Here is a 15759-nt window from a genome sequence, read left to right on the forward strand (position 1 = left end):
TTAATTAATTCTTTCTTTATTCATCATCATCACCTTTAACATTTTTTAATTCAAATCGTGTCAAAGGGACCATTTTCTCAATTTTATCCACTACATCCTTTAGTGGCTTGTTTTGCATTCTTAAATTCAAAGTTTCAACAAGAACTGGTAAACTAACACCGCCAAATAAATATGATTCATTTTCCCAAGCAGTGCTTTTTTTAGCAAACTCATTAAATGGTGTCCCACCAGCTATATCACAGAAAATAATTACTGGCTCATCAACTAATGGTTCAATCACATTTTCAACCTTCTTTGAAAATTGATCTATTCCTTGATCACCCAATTCAACAGTCTTCACTTTTTTAGTCTGGCCAAAAAATGACTGTAAAACACTTAAGAACTCTCCGGCGAGATGACCATGTGTAGCTATTATTATGTTGAACATTGAATTTCAATCCTTCTAAATATAATCTTTTAAATAAACAGTTGGACTTTGTGGTGTCGGAATAACAGTAACATTTATGCCACGATCAATTAATTGCTTAAATGAAGCACGTTCTTCCTGAGTAACATTAATTGATGGTCGGATACGTTCCGTACCTTCTCTTGCCGCCATATTACCCACATTAACCTCTTTAATTGGTAACCCATTATCAATTAAATAATTAACATCCATCGGAGAAACGCAGATTAAAAGTACTCTCTGTCCCTTATAGCGCCCGCTCTTAATATTAGCTAGCGCCTTTTCTCTTCCTAAAATGGATGTGCTTACGTTTGCTGGGGCAGCCAATCTAACTACAGTTTTACGCATGTCATCATTTACAATCGAATCATTGATAACCATAATTCTCGTTGCATTTAAGCGGCCACTCCATTGTGTTGCCACTTGACCATGAATCATTCTGTCGTCAATTCTAACGTGAACAATTCCTTCCATTCCTTCTGCCATCGTCTACACCTCTATGCCAAAATGTGCATTGCATTTAATGCAACAGATACTACCAAAACAATCAAAATTACATATACTGGTTTTATCTTCTTACCCAGTAAATAATAGATTCCTGCAACAACTGCTGCTGGCAATAGTCCAGGCATAATTTGATCTAGAATACTATTACCAGTCATTGTTAATTTTCCTTGTTTAAAAGTAAATGCTAGATTTACTTTTACCATTGTTGCAGCCAATGCACCGACAACCATCAAGCCCAAAACAGATGCTGCATTAGTAAGAGCCTTCAACGTTGTATTAATTGAGGAAAGCATTTTAGTTCCAGATTTGTATCCAGCATTGAACAAAGGATATGCTGTCAATCTAATTAAAATTGAAGCAATTATCCACATGAATACGCCAAATGGATTACCGTGAAGTGCCATATTAGCTGCAATCGCACCGAAAATTGTCCATGGAATAGTAACAAACAAGCTATCACCAATTCCTGCTAATGGTCCCATTAAACCTGTTTTTAAAGCACTAACTGCTTCAAGCGACGCGGTTTTACCACTTTCTTCCATTCCTGCATCAATTCCCATAATAAATGGTGCAGTGTATGGAGTTGTATTAAAGAACTGCAATTGCGTTTTAATAGCAGTTTTTTTACCCTCAGGATCATTGCGATAGTTCTCTTCAATAAATGGTAACATCGCGTAGGTATAGCCTAAACCTTCGTATTTTTCATAATTTAAAGAAGTAGCACCAAAAACAATCCACCGGTTCATTACTTTACGATAAACTTTTTTCATTTTACTCATCTTCGTCAGCACTCCCTTCTACAGCTGCCTGTCCACTTTCACTACCCTTGGTTTGGTTCTTATATAGAAGCAAAGCAATTGCAAAGCCAATTAGTGATATACCAATAATTGGCATCTTTAAGTAAATGGCTAAAACAAATCCAATAATGATGTATGAAAAGTAGTCTCTAGTTGGTAAGTACTGTAATAACATTCCAATACCTACTGCAGGTAGAATGCCGGCAGCTGTCTTAAGTCCACCAGAAAGCCAAGCAGGAATGTAGTTAATAAAACTACCAACAATTTGAGGCCCAAGAATTACAGTCAATAGAACTGGAATACCTGATACACAACTTGTCATTAAAGTTGCTAGATATTGCATCCAGTTAATCATTCTGTAGTTTCCTTGTTCAGCATATTTTTCAGCCTTTTGTTGACAGAAAATATTAGCTGACCATTTTAAGACATCAACTTGAACAATTAGCAAAGCAATTGGAATTGCTAGCGTGATTCCGATAGCGGCTTTTTGATGAGTCGCTAAAGTTAAGTACGTACCAATCAAAGCTGCCGTTTGATAGTCTGGAACTGATGCTCCACCAAAACTGGTAATACCAAGTGTCATTAATTGTAATGTACCACCTATGTATAGCCCAGTTTCTGCATCCCCCATAATTAAACCGGTAATGAAACCAGCCACAACCGGTTGTGAGATACCCAATTTTGGTCCTTCTTTATCAAAGTTGATAATAAAGCCATAAATTACGACAAGAATATTTCGTAATATCATTTCTCGTTCTCCTTTTTAGAAAATAAATTAATTTGGTGATTGATTTATCCAAACACTTCTTTCCATCAACTAATTAGCAACTTTTGTGCCAAGTTATAAACAAAAAAGCCACATTACCTAATAGACATTGGTAAATGCGGCTTTTATTGTCGATCAAAAACTATTTGATCAATGTAAATTAACTCAGATTGTGGAATTTTCACACTATAATTATCACTAATCACACTGAATGCGGCTTTTATTTTGCTTAGTTCATTAGCGTACTTTTGGGAGAATGATTTTTCATAATCATAATCAAGATTATTAGCTTCCTTCCTAATTAACCGCTCAATTAAGTAGCTGACATGAACATAAAGGGTAAACTTCTTTTGATTAGACAGAGTAATTGAAAATCGACGCTCAAGCTCTTGAATAAAAATAGTAATGTTTTCAATGACTTTGGGTGCATCAAGAATAGTAACCATATTAATGGTTTGCTCTAAGGAAAAGTTCTTAACTAAGTTATTGAGAATCGTTTCTATTTCTTGATTCGAAAATGCTGTTTTTAGCCAGTCACTTAACTTAGCTGTATCTTTGTCAGATAAAATTTTTTCAAGATAAATAAAATCAATTCCGTTAATGCTTGGGTTCTCAGTTCCAATGATGCCAACAACCTCATACATTTTCTTAATAATGCCCACTTCATGAGTATCTTTCAAAGCTTGAAAATCATACGGTACAATCTTAATTTTTTTATTCGGCAAGCAACGCTCCAAAAGTCTTGCGACATGCGTTGCGGTTCCAATTCCAGAATAACAAGTTGTTAGAATCACCTTTTGCTTACTGGTTTCCGGGTAGGTTAATTTAATTTCAATCTCTCCGGTTTGTTTTACTAATTGACTAATCTTCCGAAAATTACGTTTCTTTAGAATGCTTTCACCCACCGTTAAGGCTAATAATGTGGAAACGTTGTTAATTAATAAAATCGGTGCATTAATCTGGCGTGGAAAAAGTGTTTCAATCTCTTTCAATGATCCCATATCAACTAGAATAATTAGGCCATGCGTCACATCATTATTTTCAGTATAATCAATTATTTTGTCGGCAATTTCTTGCGTACTAACATTAATTGGCATATCAAATGCATCAAGTGTATGTGCACCCAAAAGCCGGTTAACTACATTGGCTATACTCCCAGCTGTGGCATAACCATGAGCAATCACAATTGCTTTAATCAAACCAGTCTTGGTAATAATCTCCAACTTGTTTAGATAAATAGTTAGAAAGATATAATCTACTTCATTAAGTTCAATATCCAAATTTGTCTTAATCAAATTAATTAACTTGGTCACATAAACATAAATGTCAAGATAGCGTTGGCGAACATCTTTGTTGAGCTTCACCAAAGCCTTTTGATTCTTTATTTCCTCACTGCTCCATTGAAACTTTTGGCGCTCAAATAAATAGTAACTAACTGCATATACTGCATTATTACTAATCTTTAGCTGATAAGCTGTTTTCATTTGTTCAAACAAATGGTTAACGCCATCGATCACATACGAAAGCAATGGAATATGATCGCTATTATTTTTTTCAAAAAGCAAGGAATCAAATAGCTGATACACTATTTGTTTTAACTTAGATTCACATTCAGCCAAATTATCATCACTTTGCTCATAGACTTTGAGTAACTTATTTAAGCTGTTAAGAAAAATTTTCTTTTCGGGAAAATTTCGTTCAATTAAATCATCTACTTCTGTTTCATTTGTAATCATAATTGGCTTAGAAGAAGGATGATAGACCTCCACTTTGCTTTTACTCAAAACGTCTAGTGGTAAGTTATATGCCGTCAAAGTAATTGTCTCGTTGTCTTTTTGATCAGCATTAGCGCGAGCAATTGTTAACTTAATTGCATTTTTCAAGTCTCCTATATTGCCGGTTGGCTGATAGTTGGCCAACATGTCTAAAACTTGATCGCTAATAGAAAGTGGTTTAGCAATCTTTTTTTGCTCATTGTTAAAAAGCGTATAAACCAAATTCAAGCGCTCTTCCTTACTCCGTTGACTAAGCGGAGGTAAAGTGATTTTTACGGGAATACGACGTGTAAAAGTAGTTAAAAAACTGGTATCCAGATCCTCAGTTGTGGCAAAACACAATCTCACATGGACCCTTTTTCCTTTTTTCGTTTCACCAACTGGATAAACTATCCCCTGATCTAAATAAGTAAATAGCTTTTCTTGCCCTTTAGGACCAAGTCGGTGAACTTCATCCAAAAAGAGAATTCCACCATCTGCTTCCACAAATGCACCCTCATGATCTTCATCAGCACCAGTAAAAGCACCTTTTTTATAGCCAAAAAGATTGCTAGTTAATAGTTCTGGATTGTCAGCGTACTGCGCACAGTTGATTGTTATAAAGGGCGCAGACTTTTTAATTAATTTATGTGTGCGGCAAAAACGATTGATCAAGCTGACCAAATAACTTTTTCCTGTACCACTTTCTCCATTAATCAGTAAAGGCAAGCCGCCGTTAGGATATAGAACTGCGGCCCTGACTCGCTCAATGCTCTCCTTCAAGCTAGGATTAATTTGGACGAATCGTTTTAGCAAATCTTGGTTGCTATTTTCCTGTTCTAATTTTGTAACAGATTGATAGACACTTTTTTTCAGTTTGTAGTTCTCTTTTTCAAAGCTTGAGCGGTGAAGAAAATGCACAGGTCTAGTTTCAATTTTTACCAATTTCTCTTCATTAGTCAGTTGATTTAAATACAAGCTGACGGTATTACGCTTTGCGTTTAAAGCTTTAGCAATTCCACCAGCCGTAAATTTGTCATCTAATTCCTCCAAATTGACTGTTTTCGTTTCTTTATCCAAGTAATGTAAAATCTCGTCTTTTAGCATAATGACCTCTTTTTTAAATATCGTCTCAACTTAAAACCGCTTTCAAAGTCATTTTACATTAACTTTATTAACAAATCTGAGCTTTTTTCACTGTAGCAAACTGTGAATCTGGCTGGCAGAAAAAGATTTTTTCATCTAATTCGTTCTTGTTATAGCGTTTTTTCTCTTTGGCGCACACACTTTTTATTAATTTAAAAAGCATTTGTGTGAAAAATTTATATCAGTGTGAAAACAAAAAAGACTTGAAGCTATTGTCTTCAAGTCTTTTAAAACTCATTTTTGTTTAAATTAAATTATTTTTCTACTACATTTCTTGGATAGCAACGAATCAGCAATACTAGTGTTTCAGCTACTTTTTCAACATTCAAACAACAAGTAAAAGGTTTAAAAATTATTTATTTTTATTGCTTTTTACTATCTCTAAAACACTTATTATTAATTGCATTACCAGTTGAATATACCAAAGCAATAACGAATAAATAGATATAACGCCGAGTATAACATTTTTCCCATCTAAGTAATATAAAATTAGAAAGACGAAAAACATCGCCAAATAAATGCATTCCGAATAAATTACAACTTTGTGGTCAACTAAGTGATCTATTTCAGAAGAAGTTGATTCTTGGTCTTTACTTTTGGAAAATAATGCCACTGCCAATGTTATTGTCCTGTTATTATTTCCCCTGTACTACGCCAAGTAGAAAAATCTTTTATCGCAATTATTATCAATATAATACCTATTGAAATAGAAAAAATTTTTCTAAGCTTCATTTTCATAATCTACTCCTAAAGAAAAAAGATTTATTTTTAGAATTGTTCATTAGCTTAATTTTTATAAAAACTTATCTTAAGCAAGCTATATATTCACTCACTAAATGCAGTGGCATTCTTCTAAAATTACTAATAAGAACTGGTAGCGATCCACCAGATTCGCCATTTTTATTAGCCCAATATTATCAATTAAAACTATACTTTTATAATTTTGTACACTTAAATTATATTGTACTGCAAGCCCAAATTTAACTCAAATGGCTTGATAATAAAGTTGATTAAGAATTTTATCTTCAACCATGAGTGTGCTCAATACTACTTCAATAATTGCTGCACCAATTATAATTACCATTTTCAGCAATTTCTTGCAAAAGATTAATTTATCTAAGTTATAGCCTAGATATAAAAAAGAAGCCTTGTAAACAAGACTTCTTCTCTAAATTTCAAGCAACTGCTTTAAAGTCAGTTAGCTCTGTTATAGGATTAAGCAAAAGACTGAGCCTACAACTCAATAAATTTGTTGAGACCCACATTAGGACACTTATTATTTATTCTTTCTCAAACTATTCTTCTATTCCTCGATTAAACGAATCAAAAATCAACTGATCTTTAATTATTTCTCTATCCGGAGTTAAATCCCATGGTGACCCGGACCGATGAGTCCGCTTACTTAATCGAGCAGCATTGTAATTAATGTAATCATCATTAACCTTATCTAGTAAATCGGCAATTTCACCATCTTTAGAAACCAAGTTATAGTCATTCATGGCCTCTTTGTCTGGTTTATCAATATCTAAAACACGCTTACCATTAAACTTTTTATGTACTTCAGTTATTACTGGACCGTATTGTAAATGAATAATAGGGGAAGAAAACAGCCTACTTCTAGTTTTAGCTAAAAATCTACCATATGCAAAATAGAGAAGCTTATTGGCTTTCATTTGCGTTAATGGATCAACATTCAAATCATTATCCTGCTCAAAGTAATTCTCAACTCGAAACCAATTGGCTAACTGCACAGCAGTGAACTTAGGTTGCTCAGGCTGTGATTCTACAACACTATCACTATGGTTCAAATAGGAATTAACTTTTGCTATCAATTCATCAGAATATTTATTCTTCTCATCAGAAATATATTGTTCAAGTACATTATCGCTCTTTATGAGAGCTTTTAACAACCTATTATTAGCCTTTGTTGGAAATGCACCTGTTTCGTAAAGAGCAATCGTATTTGGACTTAATCCGGTTAATTCTGCTAAATTACGTTGTGTTAATCCAACTTTAGCTCGATATTGTTTTATTTCTTTTGGTGACAATAGACCCATTTCGTCACGATATTTTTGACGGGCAATTTCAGCAGCTTGATCATCTAATGCCTTATCTGGAATCAGTTCATTGGTTTTACTGTCAAAAAGAGCTGGTGCTGTTACTGTATACTTATGTCCATCAATAGTATAAATAGTAGTGAAATCCTTTTGGTAAGCCATATAAACCCCTCCTTTAATAATCAAGATGGGAACTAATAAATACTACTTTTTGATTGTCTTCAGTAAATACGAATTTAATGTAGTAAGTTTGGCCATCGCTTGTTTTAAATACCCAGACAAATTGTAATGGATTACTTCTATTCGGTTCATGTTTGACAAAATCACTGATTGACAACTGCTTAACTATTTCTTTCGCCAAAGTTACTGAAACTGGCATTGCCATTTTGTCTCTTCTTTGAACCATTTGAAAATGATCATGCTTCACCAAGAATTTTAGCCTCGCTAATTCCTCAGCAACTTCCATTACAAACCTCCAAGTATCATTTCTACATTATTGTAGCATCTACTACTAATCAGTAGCAATTAGCAAATATTATACTTTGTAGTTCCATACAGATTGGCAGAAACAAGGTAAAAGAAGCAAGCAGTTTTTAGCTGCTTGCTTCTTTTCATTTAATCTTTACCAACAGGTTTTAGCAAAGAGACGTATTTGATCATCTTTTAAAATCTAGAAGCTATTTTACAAGATGAACTTCATAGAAGTTTACGCTCTTGACGTATTTGCCTTCGCCAATTCTATATGTCTTCTTGAATTTCTCTAAAGCCTTATATTGATTACCGTAGATGGTTACAGTGGCACCCTTCTTGAGAAGCTGGCGTGATGCCTTTTTACCATTAGACTTGTATACGTAAGAATTTCTCTTCAATTTAGCCTTGGTGCCAGTAATGTTTCTTACACGAACATATTCGTCTTTATCTACTACCTTGTAGAAATGTTGACCATTAAATGTATAAACCTTTAACTTATCATTTTCAACTACAAGATTAAGGAAGCTATATGCCTTGGCAGTCTTAGAAGTCTTCTTGATCTCCTTAGTGTAAAGAACAGACTTGAACATTACCTTAGTTGATTTACCCTCTTCTTTGGTATCCTTATTTTCCGCATTATCCTTGTTCTTATCTGAAGCAGTTACATCTGCACTTGCTTGTGAAGTAGATTCAATGGAACTTGGAGTGGTATTGGTCCATGGAATAGATGGTTCAGTACGCTTAACAGTTAAATCTTTTTCTGCTTTATCCAATGCATCAGTTGCAGCCTTGATATCTTCCAATGTAGCATCGTCTTTTGCTAAGACTTCTTTTGCCTTGTCTAGAGCTTTTTCATAAGTCTTCTTGGATTCATCAGTGTATTTACCCAAATCCTTCTTGGTGCCAGCGTCAACCTTAGCTTGAAGTTCCTTCTTTGCCTTAGGCAATTCATCATCTGAAGTATCTTTTTCTTTATCAGTCAATCCCTTGTCTGCTTTATCCAATGCATCAGTTGCAGCCTTGACATCTTCCAATGTAGCGTCGTCTTTTGTTAAGATTTCTTTTGCCTTGCCTAAAGCTTCTTCATAAGCCTTCCTGGAGTCATCAGTGTAGCCACTCAAGTCCTTCTTCGCACCGGCGTCAACCTTGGCTTGAAGTTCCTTCTTTGCCTTAGATAACTCGTCATCTGAAGTACCATTTTCTTTATCAGCCAATGCCTTTTCTGCTTTATCTAATGCATCAGTTGCAGCCTGAACATCTTCCAATGTAGCATCTTTGTCTGCCAGGACATCTTTTGCCTTGTTTAAAGCTTCTTCATAAGCCTTCTTAGAATCATCAGTGTAGCCACTCAAGTCTTTCTTTTCGCCAGCATCAACACTAGCTTGAAGCTTTTCTTTAGCCTTGGATAATTTTTCGTCATCTGCACCAGGGTTAGTTTTCTCATTAAGATCCTTGACCTCTACAGATTTAACATCAGATTCATTGCCATACTTATCAACAGCCTTGAATTCAACAGTACCATTTTCAGTGACTTTGAGTCCGTCAGCTGGCAGATCCTTGAATGTCTTGCCGCCATCAACACTGTAAACCACCTTTGCATCAAGCTCCTTGGTAGTAGCTTCAAGGAGAGCAGACTCAGCATCTTCTGCCACAGTTTGCTTTACATCAGGCTCATCTAAGGTCTTTTTTGGTTCATAGTAAACAACTAAAGCTTGGGTAGTTTCATTGCCTTGGGCATCAGTTACTTTAATATTAAAAGTATTCTTACCCTTCTTCAATTCAACTTCATACTTAAAGTCCTTCTTGACACCTTCCTTGCTGTTGTAATCTACATCCCCCCAGGCAGATTCAATACTATTACCGTTGATTGATAGTCCATAGTAATTGTAGTCATCAGTGACAGTACCAGAAATAGTATATTTATCCTTGTTAATGTAAACAGGACCATCATCATCCAGGGTTAAAACAGGTGATTCTGCATCTACATAGAAAGTTAGCCTCTCTTGAGTAGTTTCTCTAACAGTTGAATCACCAATCAAAGCATTTATAATCTTAGCACCGTGAGTACCAACATTTAGAGTTACTTCAAATGTTTGATCAGAATTAATCTTCACGTCCTTACCATCAATTTGCAAAGTAGTAGTTGGTCTTCTTACCTTACCAGTAATAGTCAACTGACCAGTTTTAGGGTCATAGTTTTTGGTATTAGCGCTAACGGTGCTGGTGCCCCACTTGATGCCGTTATCGAATGTAACGTCACTGCTTTTTACAGTTGTTTTACCGCGGTCACTAGACTTAACCTTTTGTTCAACACTGGATGAATTACCATCTTCATCAGTTGCCACAAGATTAAAGTTGTTTTCACCAAAGCTTACTGGTAATTCAATGGAGAAAGTATGGTCATCCTTTAAATCAACTGATATGTCGTCTTCGCCATCTTGCTTAATTACTAATGACTTAGTATCATCACTTACCTTACCTGAAAGCTTAACAGTAGCTTCAGATGTTTGGGCCAGTTTAGCTGATGAATCCTTACTTGCATCGTAAGTATCAGTCTTATCAACGGTTAAATTTTCAACCTTAGCTGGTACAAGACTAACTGTAATTTCTTTTTCTTTAAGGACGGTCTTATGGTCAGCATCAGCATAAAGGGTAACCTTTGTCTTGTAATCGTCCTTAGTAAGTGGAAGCGCAGCAGCAAATGTATTGTCATCGTCACTTTCGATATCTAAGTCATGAATCTCACCATGCTTATCAGTATAAGTACCATATACCTTGCTTGGATAACTACCTGAGAAGACAAAGGATTCAGTGTCAGGATCGTAATTCTTAGTCTTTGAAGAAATCTTATCTGGTAAGCCACCATCTCTAAGAACTAAGCCAAAGTCAGTTTCACCAGGTTTATTGCTTTTACCTGAAGCAGTTCCCGCATTTGAAGCATTATCAAATAAAGCTACAGCAAAGTCATTAGTACCTGCTTGTAAAGCTTTTACCTGTTCAGAAGATAAGTCGATTTCAACCTTTTGGAAGCCATCCTCATCTGCCTTAGCAGTTGGATTATATGCTAACTGACTGAAGATACCATTTATAGAAACATTCGCGTCACCACTCAAACCACTAAGGTCATCCTTAGCTTCGACAGACAAGTAGTAGCGCGTCTTTTCTTGGCCGTCGGCGCCCTTTTCTGTATCTGATTCTAACTTGAGATTCTTTAATACAGGTTTGACACTGTCTACCTTAACTGGCATATCGTAGTGCTGCTCCGTGTTTGTGCCATCAACAGTAGCAGAGATTCTGTAAGTGTATGTTCCATCAGGCACTTTAACTGTCTTGTTAGCTTGTTGGTCAAAGTATGTACCATGCCACTCAGGAGCTTCATCAAAGTAATTGTATGTTTGAGCTGGTGCATAGTAGTATGACTTAGTGATATTGCTCAATGAAGCTAAAGTATTAATTACTTTGCCATCTTTATCCAAAATTTGAGCCTTAACATTATTCGCATTTCTGTATAAGTAATATGTCGGTTTAAACCATTGGAATTGAGCATTATCTGCAGTAGAAATTGCGAATTTCGAGGAATCAAATACATAATTACCTTCATCATCAATGTCTAAGCCCGGGTTAGCATTAATAGAGTCATTACCAACAGTTACAATGGTACCCAAGATGTTATTCTCAGGGTGGAACACGTCTGGATCATTTAAGCCAGCAAAGATTGGCAAATCTGAACTTGCCCAGTCGCCAAAGAATCCCATGTATGGTAAACGCAATTGTGAACTATCTGATCCATTAAAGGTCAGGAATCCTTCAACAAACTGGTTTTCCTTAAAATCAGATGGCAGTGCTAATGTAATAGTTAATTCCTTAGTTGAATTTGCTGGAACAGCTACATCACCATCAGCTTGAACTGAAGCACCATCAATCTTCTTGTCGTATAAAACTGAACTACTATCAATAGCAGAAGTATAAACATCTGATTCTTTACCATTATTAGTTAAGTTATAAGTTAAAGTCTTATCCGTTCTATTAACAAACTTAACTTGGAACTTGTGCGTTCTATCTGTGAAGCTCTTAAGTTCAACACCTGGATAGTCATTGCTACTAACAACGGTCGAAGGATTTTTAGCTAATGCCTGAATAGTAGCTTGTGCATTGACAAATCCAGCACCCTGTCTACGAGGTGAAACAATTACATTATCATGACTAATATCAGGTTGAATACTTGCAGTATTCATTTCCAAAGCCTTAATAAATGCTGTTCTTTCATCTGGACTCATCTTTTGATAAATTTCATAGAAAGAACCATTTTTATCATTCATTGCTTGACTAACAAGTGCTTGCGTACCAGCAATAAATGGAGACGCCATAGAAGTACCTGACATGTTAGTATAGCCATTATTGTTTTGCGTTGACCAAATATTTCCACCAGGTGCTGAAATATCTGGTTTAAAGGCCAAATTAGAAACAGGACCATATGAAGTAAAGTCAGACATTAAATCTGTCTTAAGCGCTGAATTATCTAATGGCTGTACAGCAATACTTACCTTTAATGCTTCATCAGGATTTTTTGCAACGTATTCTACTAACTTGCTTCCAGCAGCCCCTGATAATCCAACAGTTGGAAACCCGGCATTAAGTTGCATGTTAGTTAATGCACCGGCTTGATTATTAACAATGATTAAACCAGCAGCCCCTGCTTCTTGTGCAAATTTTTGTTTATCTGTAAAAGCAAGAGCCCCACGTTTAACAATGGCAATTTTCCCCTTAACATCAGATGTATATTGATTTGCAGAGCCTATACCTAATTGTCCGTTTTTATCTTTAACAACATAAAATTGCCTGTCATTAAAGAATGAACGATCGGTACCTTCTGAAAGTTGAGTAGCTTCTGGGCCTGCTACTACAGTTTTACCATCAGCTGAAGTAAAAGTTATACCATCAGTAGTAACTTTATTATTTTCTGCTGATGCAACCGTTGTGGCAGTTCTGGCAGTACCCGGACTACCTATAGTTTCCATATCAGGATTGCCATAATATGCCTTGTTGTTGCCATCAGCTTTTGAGTTTGAGGTCCCGGAGTTACCAGCAGAAATTACAGCAGCAGTGCCTGTCTTAGTAGCACGCTCAACAGCAGCAATTTCTGGATCATCATCAGTTTGCTGACCAGAAACTGAACCTAAGGACATGTTCAAAACATCAGCACCAAGTTTAGCTGAATCATCAATTGCCCCAATAACGCTAGTAGAATCAGTAGAAGCAGAACTAGCTGAATTAGAGAATGCCTTCATTGCTAATAACTGAGCTTCTGGAGCAACACCTACAACTGAATTAACAGAATCGGAAGTACCATTGGCACCTACGATACCTGAAACGTGCATACCGTGTTGAGTACTAGAACTATTGTCAGTAATATTATCATTGTTATCTGAATAGTTATGTCCATATGGGACCTTTTCAGTAAAGTAGCGACCATAACCTGCTTCTTTAGTGAAAGCAGCAACCTTTTCTCTAGTCAATTTTGCTTTAGATTCATCACTCAAACGTAGATCTTTATGATTAGGATCAATACCTGTATCGATGATAGAAACTACAGTGCCTTCACCTTTGTATTTATAATTATTCCAAACTGTTGAAACATTAGCCATATCATCAGCTGAAGAATCATTGGCATAGTAGACCTTTGCCAAAGTTACAGATTTAACACCTGGAATAGCTCTTAATTTTTGAATATCTTTAACCTTTGCTTTAGTAGCAAAACCGTTAACTACATAACCATAGCTTTGGCCAATTGCTTGATTGGTAATTGCCTTTATATTTGCTTTAACTGAAGCCTGTTGGGCAATTACTTGTTTTGTAGCCCGCTCAATTTCTGCACTACTTGAATTTGTGTTTACTGAACCATTTGCAGCTGCAGGTGCAGCAGACAATTGAACAATTACATCAACATATACATCTTGCTTTTCGCTAGAAGTTAAATGCTTAAGATTAACTCCCTTTGCAGCTAATTGTGCTTCAATTGCTTTGTTTGTCACGCCCACTGTAGCTGATTCTGTTACTTTAGAGCTTTTTGCAACAGTTTTTGTTTGACTGTCAACACTGGCTTTAACTTGCAGTTCAGCATTAGAGAATACAGAAAGTGCAGCCGCACAAACTAGCACTCCCACATACTTATTTTTTTTCATGGTTAGTCCCCCAAGCCTAATTAATAAAAGTGTTTTTGCCTGATTAAATTAATAATGCTACCAATTTAATTAAAAATTATATAGTAATAAATTAAAAAATCAACAATATTTTAGTAATGATAGTTATTGGTTTTCAATTACTTTTTGCTGTAATACATGGATTTTTTAGCTTCAACCTTGATGAGTGCCTGTTTATTACTTGTTATTTTTTGTAATTTTATTAAATAAAAAGTTGCAATCTGCTTTAATGTTTTTAATAATTAGATAAGAAATCTTCATTGGAGGAGATAAAATGGACAAATTATTAAAAGGTATAATAACTGCCGTAACTGGTATTTCTTTACTAAGCTTAGCAGGCTGTTCAAAGTCAAATAATGCAGAAGTTGCTCAATATGGAAAAGACAAAAAAATTACGCAACAAGAGTTTTATAAGGAACTTAAGTCAGCTCCTTCGAGTAAAAGTGTTTTAGCTAATTTGTTAATTTATGACGCTCTAAAAGCCCAATATGGGGAAAAACTGAATTCTAAAGAAGTTACTCAAGAATACAATAATTATAAAGAACGCTATGGTTCACAATTTGATGAGTTTTTAGCACAAAATTTATACACTAAGTCATCATTTAAGAGAATGATTCAAATTAACCTACTTAGTGAAATTGCATTGCGTTCTCAAATCAAGCCAACAGATAAGCAATTAAGAGCAGAATGGAAAACGTATCAACCAAAAATTACTGTTCAGCATATTTTAGTAACGAGTCAATCAACAGCTGAAAAAATTATCAATCAGTTGGATAAGGGAAAAAGTTTTTCAAGTTTAGCAAAAGAATATTCTGTGGATAGTTCTACCAGCACTAATGGCGGAAAATTAGCACCCTTTAATCAAGAAAATAAAAATTTGGATTCTACTTTCAAAAATGCTGCATATAAACTTAAAAATGGTGAGTATACTGGCACCCCAGTAAAAGTTACTAATGGCTATGAAATAATAAAAATGATTAACCATCCAGCTAAAGGAAGTTTTGAGAACAATAAAGCAGAACTAACAAATAATCTTTATGACAAATGGGCTGCAAATTCTGCTGTTATGAGAAATGTAATCAGTCAAGTTTTGAAAGATCAAAACGTCAAAATTACAGACAAAGATTTAAAATCTGCCTTGGATCAATACAAAGGATCTACAAAGTCAGGGCTAAATTAGCGTTTAGTTGCTTATAAAATCATGTTGAACACTTACTAACGATTCAAAACTTTTAAATATCTAATCAATCACAAATCATTTATAATCTACTTTCATTATGCAACTTGCGACAACATGTCAGGAATATTTACCAAACAGACTAAATTGCAAAAGATGTTAAACTATATCCATTCTTTTAGATGATTACAGACTAATAGAAGGCAAACCTCTAAAGTTGAGATTTGCCTTCTATTTTGTTAATTAAAAGTATTATTCTAGCGGCAATATATTATAAACTCTAATATCTAATTATTTTTCATCTTCTGAAAATCAGCATGTTGTATTAAACAATCAAATAGAACTACAAAAAGCAGATTTAATAAAATAATAAAGAATACTAGTAATGAGTATTAATGAAAATAGTAAAAAACGACTAATCAAAAGATTAGTCGTTTAC

At 35.0% G+C, this 15759-nt stretch carries 9 protein-coding genes; 1 reads left to right on the forward strand and 8 read right to left on the reverse strand.

The window, feature by feature from the left end; genetic code table 11:
* Positions 1-16: 16 nt before the first annotated feature.
* From H3R25_RS04730 to H3R25_RS04765, 8 genes are all read right to left on the reverse strand, one after another.
* The gene (locus H3R25_RS04730) at positions 17-427 is read right to left on the reverse strand and encodes a PTS sugar transporter subunit IIA (RefSeq protein ID WP_198194442.1); all 411 of its coding nucleotides are present in this window, start codon (positions 425-427) and stop codon (positions 17-19) included.
* Positions 428-442: 15 nt separating this feature from the next.
* Complete coding sequence (locus H3R25_RS04735; RefSeq protein WP_074425799.1) at positions 443-931, reverse strand: PTS sugar transporter subunit IIB; 489 nt, start codon at positions 929-931, stop codon at positions 443-445.
* 11 nt (positions 932-942) lie between these two features.
* Positions 943-1731 carry a PTS system mannose/fructose/sorbose family transporter subunit IID gene (locus tag H3R25_RS04740; RefSeq protein ID WP_198194443.1) on the reverse strand — a complete coding sequence of 263 codons (789 nt, stop codon included), beginning with the start codon at positions 1729-1731 and terminating at the stop codon, positions 943-945.
* Positions 1724-2497: a PTS sugar transporter subunit IIC gene (locus H3R25_RS04745; protein WP_074425801.1), complete on the reverse strand. Its 774-nt coding sequence runs from the start codon at positions 2495-2497 to the stop codon at positions 1724-1726. The genes H3R25_RS04740 and H3R25_RS04745 overlap by 8 nt, the downstream gene beginning before the upstream one ends.
* Before the next feature lie 143 nt (positions 2498-2640).
* On the reverse strand, positions 2641-5376 hold the full coding sequence (locus tag H3R25_RS04750) for a sigma 54-interacting transcriptional regulator (RefSeq protein ID WP_198194444.1): 2736 nt from the start codon (positions 5374-5376) through the stop codon (positions 2641-2643).
* A gap of 1334 nt (positions 5377-6710) precedes the next feature.
* The gene (locus H3R25_RS04755) at positions 6711-7634 is read right to left on the reverse strand and encodes a type II TA system antitoxin MqsA family protein (RefSeq protein ID WP_198194445.1); all 924 of its coding nucleotides are present in this window, start codon (positions 7632-7634) and stop codon (positions 6711-6713) included.
* 13 nt (positions 7635-7647) lie between these two features.
* Positions 7648-7938 carry a type II toxin-antitoxin system MqsR family toxin gene (locus H3R25_RS04760; RefSeq protein ID WP_198194446.1) on the reverse strand — a complete coding sequence of 97 codons (291 nt, stop codon included), beginning with the start codon at positions 7936-7938 and terminating at the stop codon, positions 7648-7650.
* Positions 7939-8149: 211 nt separating this feature from the next.
* Complete coding sequence (locus tag H3R25_RS04765) at positions 8150-14125, reverse strand: S8 family serine peptidase (RefSeq protein ID WP_198194447.1); 5976 nt, start codon at positions 14123-14125, stop codon at positions 8150-8152.
* 292 nt (positions 14126-14417) lie between these two features.
* Between H3R25_RS04765 and H3R25_RS04770 the strand changes: the two genes are divergently transcribed.
* Entirely contained in the window at positions 14418-15323 is a 906-nt protein-coding gene (locus H3R25_RS04770) for a peptidylprolyl isomerase PrsA (RefSeq protein ID WP_198194448.1), read from the forward strand.
* The last annotated feature ends 436 nt before the right edge of the window (positions 15324-15759 follow it).

Source organism: Lactobacillus sp. M0390 (assembly GCF_016102085.1).
Taxonomy (GTDB): Bacteria; Bacillota; Bacilli; order Lactobacillales; family Lactobacillaceae; genus Lactobacillus; species Lactobacillus apis.